Origin of the sequence: Streptomyces sp. WZ.A104, from assembly GCF_002382885.1 — a bacterium.
Taxonomy (GTDB): Bacteria; Actinomycetota; Actinomycetes; order Streptomycetales; family Streptomycetaceae; genus Streptomyces.
Map to the genome: position 1 here is coordinate 1 of NZ_NWVL01000084.1, position 13,331 is coordinate 13,331.

Sequence of the window (13,331 nt, forward strand, 5' to 3'; positions counted from 1 at the left end):
TGCGGGCCGCGGCGGCCGGCATCGGGCCCGGGCAGCACGCGCCGACCCGGGTGGACGTGCGGGCCGGTTCGTGGTCGGCGGCCTCCGCGCCGCCGCCCCGGCCGCCGCGCTGGGCCGCTCCGGTGTTCCCGGGCGGCAGCTGAACAGCCATCGGCTGAACAGGCATCAGGCTCGACTGGCGGTCGGCGCGGCCCGGTTACCCGGGAAGGGGGGTCAGGCAGGCGGCGGGCTCTCGTCCGGGATCTCGCCGCGCCGGTGGACGCGGGAGGCGGCGAGGCCCCCGAGGAACCCGGTGACCAGGCCCCAGAGCACGGCGAGGCCGAGGGCGGTCCACGGTTGCGGGCGCAGTGACACCTCACCGCCGAGTCCGCCGCCCAGGTCGCCGAGCCCCATGAGGGACAGCCCGTAGTGCGCGGAGACCCGGGCGGTGAGGCAGATGAACAGCACGGTCAGGGAGAGCGCCGCCGCCATGTGCACCGCGTGCTGCCACAGGCGCATCCGGGCGGGCGAGCGGGCCGCCATGAGGAACGCGGCCCCGAGCAGCAGCAGGGTGGCGGCGGCCACGAGCCAGCGGACGCGCCCGTCCTGCGCGGCGAGGGTGGTCAGGTTGAGGGTGGAGAGGTCGGGGGTGCGCAGGACGGTGTCGAGGACCTGGGGCATCGGCAGTCCGAAGGGGCCCTCGACCTTCCCCTCCCAGGAGGCGCCGAGGCCGAGGGTGAACGCGAGCCAGACCAGGTTGGGAAGCCCGAGAAGGATCACCGCCGCGGTCTCGGCGGGGTGCCCGTGCGTGATCATCACGACGAGACCGGCGACGACACCGAGCGCGACGCACACGAGGAGCAGCACCACCATGGCGAAGGCAGCCGGGCGTACGGGTTCCTGGAAGCGCACCAGCCGGGGCGGCAGCGGGGCGCGGCGCGAGACGAGCAGGGCCAGGACCAGGACCCCGGCGAGCCAGAGGAGCCCGAAGACCAGGGTGAGGGGGATCTCCGCCCGGAAGCCGACCTTGGGTGAGCCGCCCAGGAGGTCCCCGGCACCGCTGCCGGTGAGCTCGTCGGCCGAAAGGGTGAAGGTGTGCCGGGCCACGAGCGAGAGCACGATCAGGGCGACGATCCACAGCGCGGCGACCCGGCCCGCCCAGCCCGCCAGTTCGCGGGTGCCAGCGACGGCCCGGTGGCGCAGCGGGCGGAGGAATCCGCGGGCGACGAGAAGGGCGCCCACCAGGGTCACGGAGAGCGGGAGCACCGAGAGGTCGGCCTGCGTCCCCACGAGAGGTCCGGTGTCCCCGGAGAGTCCTACGGAGCCTCCGGCCGCCATCACCACGACCGCGGCGACGACCGCTGGAAAGGCCCCGCCGGGCAGCCCGGCCGCACCGGCGGCCCACAGACCGAGGGCCGCGGTCGCCAGCATGGCGAGCACGCCGGGGAGGACCGCGACGAGCGCGTCGCGCCAGCCGTGCGGGGTGCGTGCGGTGTTCCTGTCGTTGCTCGCGCGGACGTTCACACTGTCACGCTAGGCAGGGACCGGATGCCGCGCCCCCCGAAAGAACCGGTCCCGCCCTCCGCTTGCGGAGACCACCCGGGCGGGACACACAATGAGGCGATATGCCCCGGATTACCGATCGGCGCTCGTACGGCAACGGCATGGGCGCGCGCCCCGGTACGGAAACGGACCCGGCACGGGTGTCCGGGGCGGGTACCGACGTCGGGAAGAAGAGCCCGTGAGTGTCCAGCCGCCGTCATCCGGCCGCCCCACAGGACCGCCCTCCGGCCCGCTCTCGGGCCCTTCGCAGTCCGGTGGTCCGACGCCTCCGCCTCCCACCGTGTCCAGTCCACCGCCCGGCCCGCCCGGCGGTGACGACCACGGCGGACCGGGCGGCTCCGGCGGTTCGGGGGACGGCGGCGCGGGAGGTTCCGGCGGCGCGGGCGGGGGCCCTGGGCACGGCTCGGGCGCCACTCCCGGTTCCGGCCCCGGGCGCCCCTGGTGGCGTTCGGTCCCCCGGATCGCGGCGATCGCCACAGCGCTGGTGGCGGCGGTCGTGCTGATCGTCTTCCTTACCCGGCCCGACGGCGGCTCGAAGGCGGGCGGCGAGGTGTTCCTCCAGGCGGCGGGCTCCTCGGGGCCCGATCCGTTCACGGAGTCCACGGCCAACGACGACGCGGCCGAGCCCGGGACGGCGACGCCCTCGAAGGCGCCCAGCGCAACGGCGACCGGCACCAAGGTGACACGCGGGGTCGACGGCGCGGCGCCCGGTCTGTACGGGGGCACCCGCCAGGTCGCCAGCTGCGATGTGGAGAAGCAGATCGACACGCTGACGGCTGCCCCGGACAAGAACCGGGCGTTCGCCTCGGTCCAGGACATCGAGCCGTCCGCCGTCCCCGGCTATCTGCGCGACCTCACCCCCGTGACGCTCCGGATGGACACCCGTGTCACCAACCACGGCTTCCGGGACGGCGAGGCGACGGCCTATCAGGCGGTGCTCCAGGCCGGTACGGCGGTCCTCGTCGACGACCGCGGCGTGCCCCGGGTCCGCTGCGCCTGCGGCAACCCGCTGCTGCCGCCCGTCGCCCAGGACAGCACTCCCCGCACGACGGGGCAGGCCTGGCCCGGTTACCGGGCGTCGGACGTGGTCGTGGTCGAGCCGTCGGCGAAACCGGTGAAAGAGTTCGTGATGGTCGACCCGGAGAACGGCGAATGGTTCGAGCGGCTCGCCGGCGACACGGGCGACGGCGACAAGAAGACCGATCCTCCCGAGGACGCGTCCGCCTCGCCCTGTCCGCCGGGATCGCGTGAGGACCAGGACCGGCCGTGCCCCCCGTCGGATCCCTCCGCCTCGCCGGACGAGCAGACGTCACCGCCGGGTGAGGACCCTGCGACCTCCGAGCCCCCGCCGGACGACCCGGCCACCTCCGAGCCGCCCCCGGACGACCCGGCCACCTCCGAGCCGCCGCCCGCCGACCCGCCCGGCTCTCAGTCGGCCCCGCAGCCCCCGGCGCCCGGTTCGCCGAACCCGCAGGACCCCGGGCCGCAGACGGGGGCACCGGCGGCCGCCGCCCGGGCCTGAGGGCTGCCCTGTAATCACGCTGATCCGCCAGGGATGACGGGACAGCCCTGGGCCGTGCCCGGAAAGTCGAGCCTGGACCGTGACTTTCCGGACGCCCGCCCGTCAGCCGCGTCACCAACACCGCGCGGGCCAAGCGGGCCAATACGCCTAGAGGGTCTTCATCTCCACCGGGGTGTCCGTCGGCGCCTCCGCCCGCTGGCCCGTACGCACTCCGGCGGCCGACGCGGCCGAGTGCAGGGAGCGCAGGGCGACCAGCAGGAATCCGATGTCATCGAGGTAGACGGGGTCCGGCAGCAGGTCGACGGGCGACACCGTGTAGATCACGGCCGCCCAGACGAGCGCCTTGCTGCGCAGCGGAATCCCGGAGTCCACCAGGAGTTTCCTGGCCTTGAAGACGCGCACCAGGAGCACGGCGGCCAGAACCAGGGTGATCAGCGCGGCCACGGCGGCGACAACGAGCCAAGCGGTTGTGTCCATGGCTCATCATCTACCCATTCTTCGCGGGCTTCCGCCCGCCCCGTACGCCTACGGCGGCGCGCGCCGCTCGTCATTCATGCACGCCCAGGGGCCGGTGCAGGGCGAGGAGCGCCTGATCGTCCTGGATTCGGCCGCCGGTGTGCCGTCCCACGTCCTCGATCATGAGGTGGAGGATCTGCGCCGGGGTGGCCGGATCACCGGTCAGCGCCCGGTGGCGTACGAGATGGGGCAGGCGCACGGCCGCGTCGTAGAAGACCCCGGACTCGTCGCGGGCCTCGGTGACCCCGTCGGTGTAGCAGATGAGGGTGGCGCCGGGGGGAAAGGAGAACGTGTCGACCGGGGCCGACCAGGCGCCCAGGGCGCTCATGCCGAGCGGGGGCGCCTCCTCGGACGGTTCCAGGACGGCGGCCCGGCCCCCGGCGTCCAGCAGCACCGGGGGCGGGTGCCCGCGGTTGATGACCCGTACGGTGTCGAGGCCGACGGAGAACTCGGCGATCAGGGCCGTCGTGAACCCCTCGTCCCGCTCGTGCCCGCCGCGACGGCCGCCCTCGCGCAGCAGGGCCCGTTCCAGGGAGGCCACCAGGCGGGGCAGGTCCTCGGCCTCGTCCGCGGCGTGACGGAAGGCGCCCAGGTCCGCGCAGACCGCGCTCACCGCGCCCAGGCCCTTGCCCCGTACGTCCCCGACCATCACGCGCACCCCGTGCGGGGTGTCCTGGACGACGTAGAGGTCGCCGCCGATCATGGCCTCGTCCTCGGCGGGCACGTACCGGGCGGCGATCCTGAGCTCGCCGAGCCGTGACGGGGGCCTGGGCAGGACGGCGCTCTGGGCCACGGCGGCGACCTGCCGGGCACGGCGGGTCCGGGCGGTCTGGCCCTCCAGGGCGCGGTGGATGAGGACGGCCAGCACGGTTACGGCCAGAAGGGTGAGCTGGTTGGCGACGCCCCGGTGCCAGCCGAAGGTGCCGTTGATCCAGGCGAGGGCCGCGTGGACGGCCATGGACAGGGCGCCGATCGCGATGATGCCGGGCAGGCTCAGGAGCGGTGCGGCGGCGACGGGCGCGGCCATCAGCAGCGGCGCGGAGGTGACGTCCGTCGGAGTGGCCAGGTCCAGCACGGCGGCCAGCAGGATGACCCCCACCGGGATCCACTGGGCTCTGCGCAGCTCCACCACTCCCCCACGCTGTACGGGGTCGGCTGCTCTCGCATCCCGGCGCGGGCCGGGAGGGCTCCGCCCGTGGCCGCTCACTCCGGCAGCGGGGTCCCGGGACGGGGCGCGGCGGCGCACGCGGCGTCCAGCCGGATGCGGTGGGCCATCACGGTCTCGGGGTCGTCGACGACGTCGACCCGGACGCCGGGGGTCTCCAGGACGGCCTGGTCGCCGATCTCGGGGGCGGGGACCCGCAGCAGGTGAAGGGGCGGCATGCCGGTCAGGGGGTGCGGCGGGTGGTCCATGGGCACCACCTGGACGGTGATGTGCCGCTCCCGCATCGCCTCGGCCAGCGCCGCCCGCTGCCCGGCCATCGTCTCCGGCCCGCCGACCCGGGTGTGCAGGGCCGCGGCCGGGAACAGGGCCCACAGGTCGGCTCCCCGCTCACGCATCCGCCGGCGCCGCTCCCGCAGCAGTTCGACGCGGCGCTCCAGCCGGGCCGGGGGGTCGTCCGGGTACTGCGTGCGGTGGAGCGCGGCGGCGTACGCGGGGGTGCGCAGCAGCTCGGGCACGAGCGCCGGGTGCCAGGTCCGCACGAGACTGGCCGAGGACTCCACGCCGATGACCTCCTGCTGCCAGGTGTCCATCGCGTCCCGCCAGCGGTGCCACCAGCCGGGCAGGTTCGCGTCGGCGAGTTTGGCCATCATGGGCTCGGCGACAGCGGGCGGGACTCCGTAGCAGCGCAGCAGTTCGCTGACCTGCCGGGCGTCCAGTCCGGTCTCGGCCCGTTCGATCCGCCGGACGGTGGCGGGGTGGGCATCCAGTGCCTCCGCGGCGGCCCGGAGACTGATCCCGGCGCGTTCCCGCAGCAGCCGGAGGCGGACCGCCAGTACGCGGTGCTCCACGGTGGGACCGGATCGGGCTCGCATGCGGATACCTTCCTCGTCGAGCCCCGATAGGGAGCACTACACACTCTGTCGGTTGCAAAGTACGCGTTTTGCGTCGAGAGTGCATACATGTCGGAAATAGCCATTTGCGCGGAACGCGCCCCCGATGCCGGAGGCGGCCGAGGTGCGCACAGCTGGTGGGTGCCCCGATCGCCCAGGGGGGTGCCGGAGGCGCGGCACCGGGTGCAGGAGGCGATGCGCGCGTGGGGAGAACCCGCCGACCGCGTCGAGGCGGCCGCTCTCATCGTGACGGAACTGGTCACCAACGCCGTGCAGCACACCAGCACCCGGCGGATCCGCTGTCGCCTCCTGCGCTCGCCCGGCGGGGTACGCCTGTGCGTGTGGAACCGCGGCCGGGCCCGTATCCCATCCCCCGCCTGTCCTGACGACTCGGTGGAGCTGCTGAGGGCCTCGGCCCGGGAGACCGGCGGCCTCGGCGCCGACGATGCGATCGACTGTCTGTCCGAGGACGGCAGGGGTCTGCTGCTCGTCGACGCGCTGGCCGCCCGCTGGGGCACCCGCGCCGCACTGGCGGGCCGACTCGTCTGGGCCGACCTCTGACGCCGCTCACCCTCTGACGCCGCTCACCCTCTGACGCCGCCCGCGGTCTCGGCGCCGACGCCGCCCCGCCTCAGGCAGGGGCCGTACGGCACTCCGGGTGTCCCCAGCCGTTCGGGTTCTTCGCGATCGGCTCCTTGGCCGCGTACGGCTTTCCGCAGTGGCACCGGCCCGCGAACCGCGCCTTGATCGTGCCGGTGGACCGCCCGCCCCGCGAAGCGCCCGCCGCACCGGAGGCTTCCGTACGCCCCGTCGCCTTCGTCGACCGTGCGGGAGCGGGCACCGGCAGAGCCGTCTCGCCGTGCGCCGTGCCCGCCGGGCGCTGGGCCACCGCGGCCTCGCTCGCGGCCTGGTCGGCGAGCGCGTTGAGCGGATCCCCGTCCACCTGATGGGCGGGGACATAGCGGAAGGTCACCGAGCGCTCGGCGAGCAGGGCGTCGATCCGGGTGACCAGCTCACGATTGGCGACGGGCTTCCCGCCGGAGGTCTTCCAGCCGTTGCGCTTCCAGCCCGGCAGCCACTTGGTCACGGCGTTCATCGCGTACTGCGAGTCCATCCGCACCTCGACGCGCACCGCCGGATCGACGGATTCCAGCAGCTCGGCCAGCGCGGTCAGCTCGGCGACGTTGTTCGTCGCGGTGCCGAGCGGTCCGGCCTCCCAGCGCACGGGGGTCCCCTCCGCGTCCGCCACGACCCACGCCCAGGCGGCCGGTCCCGGATTTCCCTTGGACGCCCCGTCACAGGCGGCGATGATGCACTCGTTCATCCCTCGATCATGCCAGCCCCGCATGACCGTTCCGACCGGCCGCCCACAGGAGCCACGCACGGCCTTGACCTCAACCAAACTTCGGGTTTTAGCGTTCTCAGTGCACCCGGGGCCGCACGGCCGACGGGACACCCCTGGCCATCAAATTCGGAGCGCCCCATGGACATGGAAGTCACGGCTTGGCACTCGCTGCACAGTGCGATCAACGCCCAGGAGGACCGCCGGCCCTTCTCCCGGGCCACCTTGCGCCGCATCCTGGTCTTCGCACGCCCCCACCGGCGGCGCATCCGCCGGTTCCTGCTGCTCAGCGTCGTGACCGCGCTGCTCGCCGTGGCCACACCGGTCCTCGCCGGCCGGGTCGTCGACGCGATCGTCAAGGGTGAGGAGACCGGGACGGTCATCCGGCTCGCCCTGCTCATCGCGCTGATCGCGGTGCTCGAAGCCGGGCTGGCGCTGCTCACGCGCTGGTTGTCGGCGACGCTGGGCGAGGGTCTGATCCTGGACCTGCGCACCGCCGTGTTCGACCACGTCCAGAAGATGCCGGTGGCCTTCTTCACCCGGACCCGGACCGGCGCCCTGGTCAGCAGGCTCAACAACGATGTGATCGGCGCCCAGCGCGCGTTCAGCAACACGCTCTCCGGGGTCGTCTCCAACCTCGTCACCCTGCTGCTGACGCTCGCCGTGATGCTCACGCTCTCCTGGCAGATCACCCTGCTCTCGCTGGTCCTGCTCCCCGTCTTCGTCGTGCCCGCCCGCCGGATGGGAGCCCGGATGGCCGGGCTGGAGCGGGAGGCCGCGGGTCACAACGCCGCGATGGGCACGCAGATGACGGAGCGGTTCTCCGCCCCCGGCGCGACCCTCGTCAAGCTGTTCGGGCGGCCGTCCGACGAGTCCGCGGAGTTCGCCGCCCGCGCCGACCGGGTCCGGGACATCGGTGTCCGTACGGCGATGGTCCAGTCGGCGTTCATCACCGCGCTGACCCTGGTATCAGCCCTGGCCCTGGCGCTCGTGTACGGGCTCGGCGGGTTCTACGCCCTGCGCGGCAGCCTGGAGGCGGGGGCCGTCGTGGCACTGGCCCTGCTGCTGACCCGGCTGTACGCGCCGCTCACCGCGCTCGCCGGGGCGCGGGTCGAGGTGATGAGCGCGCTCGTCAGCTTCGAGCGGGTCTTCGAGATCCTGGACCTGAAGCCGCTGATCGAGCAGAAGCCGGACGCCCGTCCGGTGCCCGAGGGCCCGGTCTCCGTGGAGTTCGACCGGGTCTCCTTCGGCTACCCCTCCGCCGAGAAGGTCTCCCTCGCCTCCCTGGAGGAGGTCGCCGCACTCGACGACCGGGGCGGCACACCGGTCCTGAACGAGGTGTCCTTCCGCGCCGAACCGGGCCAGATGATCGCCCTGGTGGGCTCGTCCGGTGCGGGCAAGTCGACGATCGCGCAGCTGCTGCCCCGGCTGTACGACGCGGATGCCGGTGCCGTACGGCTGAACGGTGTCGACGTACGGGACCTGAGCGCCGATTCGATCCGGGACACGCTCGGCATGGTCACCCAGGACGGGCACCTGTTCCACGAGTCCGTACGCGCCAATCTGCTGCTCGCCCGGCCCGACGCCTCCGAGGACGAGATCTGGGACGCCCTGCGCCGCTCCCGGCTCGACGGTCTGATCGCCTCGCTGCCGGACGGTCTGGACACGGTGGTGGGCGAGCGCGGCTACCGGCTCTCCGGCGGTGAGCGTCAGCGGCTCACCATCGCCCGGCTGCTGCTGGCCCGCCAGCGCGTCGTGATCCTCGACGAAGCGACCGCGCACCTCGACTCCACCTCGGAGGCCGCCGTGCAGGAGGCCCTGACCGAGGCGCTGGCGGGCCGGACCGCCGTGGTGATCGCCCACCGGCTCTCGACCGTACGGGCGGCCGACCGCATCCTGGTCGTGGAGGCGGGCCGGATCGTGGAGAACGGAACGCACACCGAACTGCTGGCGGCGGGCGGGCGGTACGAGGAGCTGTACCGCACCCAGTTCGATCGGCCGTCGGGGGACGGGGAGGACGAGATCCGGGAGATCGAGCCGGTCCGCTGACCCGCTCCCCCGCCGCCTCCCCGTTCCCTACTCCGTACCCCTGACGCCGTCCGGCCGGAAAGCACCGGCCGGACGGCGTCGGCGCGCGCCGGGGCGGCCCGTGCTCACCCGTTCGGCGGTACGCAGCCTGCGCAGTGCGTGGCCGCCGCACCGGCGCCACTCCTTCGGCGACACGCGCGGGCGGTGACCGCCGTTGGTGACCAGCGCGTTCACCGTCGTCATCGGGTCCGCCGCCATGGTCCTGGCCAGCAGCACGCCGACCACCAGCGGGAGCAGCGTGACGGCGAGGGCGGTACCGGCGGTGGTGACGTGCTGGATGCGCGGGCGGCGCGGCGCTTCGGAGGTCATACGGACGTCGGAGGTCATACGGGTATTCGAACAGCGGCCGGGCGCCGGAACATCGGGGCACGTACTCAGGGGTGACGGCCCGGCATACTCAGGTGGTCGCGGGGGGACGCTCAGAGCGGCCGTGCACGACGACGGGCCCCGAACTCACCGCCGCACCACGGAAGGACCGCTCCGATGGGTGACAGCCACGGACTCCCGGACGCGCACGACGGCCGGGGGCGTCCGGCCGCGGCGGTGTTCGACGCGCTGGGGGCGGAGTACGAGCGGGCCTTCGCCTCCTCCACGGCTCACCGCGCCTCGCTGGACCGCCTGCTGGCGGACCTCGCGCCGGGCAGCCGCGTACTGGACGTGGGCAGCGGTACGGGCCGTCCCACCGCGCAGACCCTGGCGGAGGCGGGGCACCGGGTGCTGGGCGTCGATGTGTCGCCGGTGATGACGGCTCTCGCGGCCCGACAGGTGCCGGGGGCCGAGTTCCGGTGTGCCGACATCCGCGAACTACCGCTGCCCGGGGGAGAGTTCGACGCCGTCTGCGTCTATTTCTCGCTGCTGCAGATGTCTCGCGGCGAGCAGGGCGAGCTGTTGGAGCGGCTCACCCGGTCGCTGCGGGTCGGCGGGGTGCTGGTGGCCGCCACGGTCCCGGTGGACGTGGCGGATGCCGACGCGGTGTTCATGGGGCAGCCGGTCCGGGTCTCCAGCTTCGGGGCCGAGGAGTTCACCGCACTGCTGACACGGTCGGGTCTCATCGTGGAATGGGAGCGGAGCGCGCTGTTCACCCCGCAGCATCCGGCGGGCGAACCCGAGCCGCATCTGTTCCTGCACGGCCGCCGTATCTGACGCTTCTCCCGTCCCACGCGGACCGGTCTCCTCATTGGCTATCACAAAGAACCAGCCGAATGAATGGCAAGAATGGCGCATTCGTGTTCCTTCACGAGAAGGTAATGCGATAGCAAAGTTCTGGTCTATATGGTGAGCTGTAGTCGTATCCCAGCGATGCGATCGGAACGGGTCTCACAGTGGCCGCCTTGCGGCATATCACGAGGTGAGGCACCCCCTCCGTTCCGAACATTCATACGGATATAAACAGCTCATTCGCCAATATGACCCGACCACACCGCTCCCCGGTACCGCCGGATGCAGGAGGCAGGCCACCATGCAGTCCCTCGTAGAACACGCCCGGACTTTCACCGAGCACGTCGCCGCGAACGCAAAGGATTTCGCCCTACTCGCGGACGGCCAGACCCCCGAAGCCCTCTTCATCACCTGCTCGGACTCCCGGGTCGTCCCCTCACTGTTCACCGGCGCCCGCCCGGGGCAGCTCTTCGAACTCCGTACGGCGGGCAATATCGTGCCGCCCTATCCCGAACGGGACCGGCCCACCGGCGAGGCCGCGACCATCGAGTACGCGCTGCGCATGCTCCAGGTGCGCGACATCATCGTCTGCGGGCACTCCCACTGCGGCGCGGTGGGCGCCGTGTTCCGGGGCGACGACCTCTCCGCCATGCCCGCCGTCCGCCATTGGCTGGAGCGCTCCTCGGACGGCAGGGCCCCCACCGCCCACTCCGGCGATCTGCCCGGGGCGATCCAGACACACGCCCTCGCCCAGCTCGACACCCTGCGGGGTTACCCCGCGGTGCGGGAGCGGCTCGCCGAGCGCACCCTCGGTCTGCACGCCTGGTACTACGAGGTGCACACCGGCTCCGTCAGCGTGCACCGACCGGAGCACGGGCCCTCGTTCGCCCGCCTCTGACGGCTTCCCTCCCCCACTCTCTCGCGCCCGGCCCCGGCCGGGCGCGACCGTACCCACAAGGGAAACCATCCGTGATCTCCGCGAAGGAACTCAAGAACCCCCAGGTCGTTCGACGTGACCTACTGGCGTCGATCGTCGTCTTCCTCGTCGCGCTGCCGATGTGCGTCGGCGTCGCCGTCGCCTCCGGAGTACCGGCCGAACTGGGTCTGGTCACCGGTATCGTCGGCGGGCTGGTCATCGGCTTCCTACCGGGCAGCAGGCTCCAGGTCAGCGGCCCGACCGCCGGACTCGCCGTGCTCGTCTACGAGGCGATCACGGAATTCGGCGTCAGCGCGCTCGGCCCGATCGTGCTGGCCGCCGGCCTGCTCCAGGTGGTGCTGGGCCTGGCGCGCTTCGGCCGCTGGTTCCGCGCCATCTCCGTCTCCGTGGTGCAAGGCATGCTCGCCGGCATCGGCCTGATCATCGTGCTCGGCCAGGTGTACGCCATGGCCGACACGGAGCAGCCGGGCAGCGGTCTCGCCACGCTGGCCGGACTTCCGGGGCTCGCCGTCGAGATCGTCACGAACCACGAGGCCCTGACCGCATTCGGCCTGGGCACCGGAACGGTCGCCGTGCTGCTGCTGTGGCCGAAGCTCCCGGCCACCGTACGACTCGTGCCGGCCCCCCTCGTCGCGGTCGTCCTGGCCACCGCCGTCGCTTCCCTGGCCGGGCTGCGGCCGGCGGTGGCCGATGTGAACGGGCTGCTGCAGGCCATCGATCCGCCCGGCGGGGCGGAGTTCGCCCAACTCGCCGATGTGGCGGTCATCGGCACCGTCCTGGCCATCGCCCTCGTCGCCTCGGCAGAGAGTCTGTTCAGCGCGGCGGCCGTCGACCGGATGCAGGACGGGCCCCGCACCGACTACGACAAGGAATTGGTGGCCCAGGGCGTCGGCAACACCCTCTGTGGGGCACTCGGCGCGCTCCCGATGGCCGCGGTCGTCGTCCGCAGCACCACCAACGTCCAGGCCGGGGCGACGACCGCGCTCTCCCGGGTCGCCCACGGTATGTGGCTGCTGCTGTTCGCCGCCCTGCTCCCGGCGGCCATCGGCATCATCCCGCTGGCCGCCCTCGCCGGAATCCTCGTGCACGCCGGGTGCAAGCTGGTGCCCGCCAGGGAGTTCGGGCCGCTGTGGCGCGAGCACCGCGGGGAAGCGGTCCTGCTGGCGGTCACCGCGCTGGCCATCGTGGTGACCAACCTGTTCGAGGGGGTCGTGCTCGGTCTGCTGCTGGCCGTGGTCAAGTCGGCCTGGGAGACATCGCACGTACAGCTCTCCACCCATCAGCTCACCGGCGGCCGGGTCGTGGTGACGCTCACCGGCAACGCCACCTTCCTGCGGCTGCCGCGCATCCTGGAGCAGCTGGAGAAGCTTCCGCAGGACCAGGCCATGGAGCTGGACCTCAGCGGCCTGCGCCACCTCGACCACGCCTGCCGGGTGGCGCTGGAGAACTGGGCGCGGAGACACAACGACGCGGAGACCGACCCGGTGACGATCCGCCGCTAGAAGACTCATGAAGATCTTGGTGAGTCTTCTAGGGCCGTGCGCGCAGGGGGAGCCGGGCGCGTCGGCAGTGCTGGCCGTGCTGCGCATCCGCCGCCGCGCGTGCATCGGCCGGGACCACCGGCCGCGGGTGCCGAATCTCCCGCCCGGGCCGTGTCCGGACACGGCCCGGGTCCGCTGACGTCCTCGTCGGCGGCCGGTACGCCTACGGGTCAGGCGGCCGGGGCGAGTTCCGCGCGCCCGAAGAGGAGCGCGTAGCCGAGCGGCAGCCTGCGGACGAGCCGGGTTACCAGTTCGTCCCCCACCAGACCGGCGACAGCGCTCAGGACGACTCCGGCGTCCCAGCGGGCGGTCGCCGGGGTTCCCGCGGTGCGCAGTGCGAGGTCGTACACGAAGCCCGCGCCGCCGAGCTGTTCGAGGGCCGGGGCCTCGGTGGTGAACGCCCGGGCGGCTTCTCGGGGCAGCGCGGCGGCGAGGGCGACGCGCTCGTCGCCGGTGACCTGCCGGCCGAGTGCGGTCAGCACGGCGCGCAGGGTGTCCTCGGCGCGTTCGCGGGTGGGGTAGGCCCCGTCGTATCTGATCTTCTCCAGCAACCGGTCCCACGTCGCGTCCTGTGGTGCGCCGGCGTTCCGAGGCTCGTGAATCATCGTGGCAGCAGCCCTTCTCGTCGTA

At 72.9% G+C, this 13,331-nt stretch carries 13 protein-coding genes; 6 read left to right on the top strand and 7 right to left on the bottom strand.

Going from position 1 to position 13,331, the window contains the following annotated elements; translation table 11 throughout:
• Positions 1–213: 213 nt before the first annotated feature.
• Positions 214–1,503, bottom strand: a complete 1,290-nt coding sequence (locus CIB93_RS31585; protein WP_096631881.1) for a streptophobe family protein — start codon at positions 1,501–1,503, stop codon at positions 214–216.
• Positions 1,504–1,720: 217 nt separating this feature from the next.
• Between CIB93_RS31585 and CIB93_RS31595 the strand changes: the two genes are divergently transcribed.
• Positions 1,721–3,064 (top strand): DUF6777 domain-containing protein, encoded by a 1,344-nt coding sequence (locus CIB93_RS31595; protein WP_257002448.1) that lies wholly within the window; start codon positions 1,721–1,723, stop codon positions 3,062–3,064.
• Between the two features lie 147 nt (positions 3,065–3,211).
• Here CIB93_RS31595 and CIB93_RS31600 read toward each other — a convergent pair whose 3' ends face one another.
• The 3 genes from CIB93_RS31600 to CIB93_RS31610 form a co-directional block, all read right to left on the bottom strand.
• Positions 3,212–3,541, bottom strand: a complete 330-nt coding sequence (locus tag CIB93_RS31600; RefSeq protein ID WP_096631882.1) for a YkvA family protein — start codon at positions 3,539–3,541, stop codon at positions 3,212–3,214.
• Between the two features lie 70 nt (positions 3,542–3,611).
• Positions 3,612–4,712: a PP2C family protein-serine/threonine phosphatase gene (locus CIB93_RS31605; RefSeq protein WP_096631884.1), complete on the bottom strand. Its 1,101-nt coding sequence runs from the start codon at positions 4,710–4,712 to the stop codon at positions 3,612–3,614.
• A gap of 71 nt (positions 4,713–4,783) precedes the next feature.
• Positions 4,784–5,617: a helix-turn-helix transcriptional regulator gene (locus CIB93_RS31610; RefSeq protein ID WP_096631886.1), complete on the bottom strand. Its 834-nt coding sequence runs from the start codon at positions 5,615–5,617 to the stop codon at positions 4,784–4,786.
• 213 nt (positions 5,618–5,830) lie between these two features.
• Here CIB93_RS31610 and CIB93_RS31615 point away from each other — a divergent pair, with 213 nt between their 5' ends.
• Positions 5,831–6,196 (top strand): ATP-binding protein, encoded by a 366-nt coding sequence (locus tag CIB93_RS31615; RefSeq protein ID WP_373558822.1) that lies wholly within the window; start codon positions 5,831–5,833, stop codon positions 6,194–6,196.
• Positions 6,197–6,266: 70 nt separating this feature from the next.
• Here the strand turns inward: CIB93_RS31615 and CIB93_RS31620 are convergent, their stop codons facing one another.
• Complete coding sequence (locus tag CIB93_RS31620; protein ID WP_096631890.1) at positions 6,267–6,959, bottom strand: ribonuclease H; 693 nt, start codon at positions 6,957–6,959, stop codon at positions 6,267–6,269.
• Positions 6,960–7,118: 159 nt separating this feature from the next.
• Between CIB93_RS31620 and CIB93_RS31625 the strand changes: the two genes are divergently transcribed.
• Positions 7,119–9,026, top strand: a complete 1,908-nt coding sequence (locus CIB93_RS31625) for an ABC transporter ATP-binding protein (protein WP_096631891.1) — start codon at positions 7,119–7,121, stop codon at positions 9,024–9,026.
• Between the two features lie 27 nt (positions 9,027–9,053).
• Here the strand turns inward: CIB93_RS31625 and CIB93_RS31630 are convergent, their stop codons facing one another.
• Positions 9,054–9,392: a hypothetical protein gene (locus tag CIB93_RS31630; protein ID WP_257002449.1), complete on the bottom strand. Its 339-nt coding sequence runs from the start codon at positions 9,390–9,392 to the stop codon at positions 9,054–9,056.
• Between the two features lie 156 nt (positions 9,393–9,548).
• Here CIB93_RS31630 and CIB93_RS31635 point away from each other — a divergent pair, with 156 nt between their 5' ends.
• The 3 genes from CIB93_RS31635 to CIB93_RS31645 all read left to right on the top strand — a co-directional run bounded on the left by CIB93_RS31635 (position 9,549) and on the right by CIB93_RS31645 (position 12,662).
• Positions 9,549–10,208 carry a bifunctional 2-polyprenyl-6-hydroxyphenol methylase/3-demethylubiquinol 3-O-methyltransferase UbiG gene (locus CIB93_RS31635; protein ID WP_096631893.1) on the top strand — a complete coding sequence of 220 codons (660 nt, stop codon included), beginning with the start codon at positions 9,549–9,551 and terminating at the stop codon, positions 10,206–10,208.
• Positions 10,209–10,524: 316 nt separating this feature from the next.
• A complete protein-coding gene (locus CIB93_RS31640; RefSeq protein WP_096631895.1) occupies positions 10,525–11,121 on the top strand; it encodes a carbonic anhydrase in 597 nt (198 codons plus the stop codon).
• Positions 11,122–11,192: 71 nt separating this feature from the next.
• Complete coding sequence (locus CIB93_RS31645; RefSeq protein ID WP_096631896.1) at positions 11,193–12,662, top strand: SulP family inorganic anion transporter; 1,470 nt, start codon at positions 11,193–11,195, stop codon at positions 12,660–12,662.
• 209 nt (positions 12,663–12,871) lie between these two features.
• On the opposite strand, the gene CIB93_RS31650 is transcribed toward CIB93_RS31645, so the two are convergent.
• The gene (locus CIB93_RS31650; protein ID WP_096631898.1) at positions 12,872–13,306 is read right to left on the bottom strand and encodes a DUF2267 domain-containing protein; all 435 of its coding nucleotides are present in this window, start codon (positions 13,304–13,306) and stop codon (positions 12,872–12,874) included.
• Positions 13,307–13,331: the final 25 nt, after the last annotated feature.

Excerpts from the sequence above, each read along its gene's own strand:
- CIB93_RS31600 (WP_096631882.1), bottom strand. The coding sequence starts at position 3,541 with ATGGACACAACCGCTTGGCTCGTTGTCGCCGCCGTGGCCGCGCTGATC.
- CIB93_RS31610 (WP_096631886.1), bottom strand. The coding sequence starts at position 5,617 with ATGCGAGCCCGATCCGGTCCCACCGTGGAGCACCGCGTACTGGCGGTC.
- CIB93_RS31615 (WP_373558822.1), top strand. The coding sequence starts at position 5,831 with ATGCGCGCGTGGGGAGAACCCGCCGACCGCGTCGAGGCGGCCGCTCTC.
- CIB93_RS31620 (WP_096631890.1), bottom strand. The coding sequence starts at position 6,959 with ATGAACGAGTGCATCATCGCCGCCTGTGACGGGGCGTCCAAGGGAAAT.
- CIB93_RS31625 (WP_096631891.1), top strand. The coding sequence starts at position 7,119 with ATGGACATGGAAGTCACGGCTTGGCACTCGCTGCACAGTGCGATCAAC.
- CIB93_RS31630 (WP_257002449.1), bottom strand. The coding sequence starts at position 9,392 with ATGACCTCCGACGTCCGTATGACCTCCGAAGCGCCGCGCCGCCCGCGC.
- CIB93_RS31635 (WP_096631893.1), top strand. The coding sequence starts at position 9,549 with ATGGGTGACAGCCACGGACTCCCGGACGCGCACGACGGCCGGGGGCGT.
- CIB93_RS31640 (WP_096631895.1), top strand. The coding sequence starts at position 10,525 with ATGCAGTCCCTCGTAGAACACGCCCGGACTTTCACCGAGCACGTCGCC.
- CIB93_RS31650 (WP_096631898.1), bottom strand. The coding sequence starts at position 13,306 with ATGATTCACGAGCCTCGGAACGCCGGCGCACCACAGGACGCGACGTGG.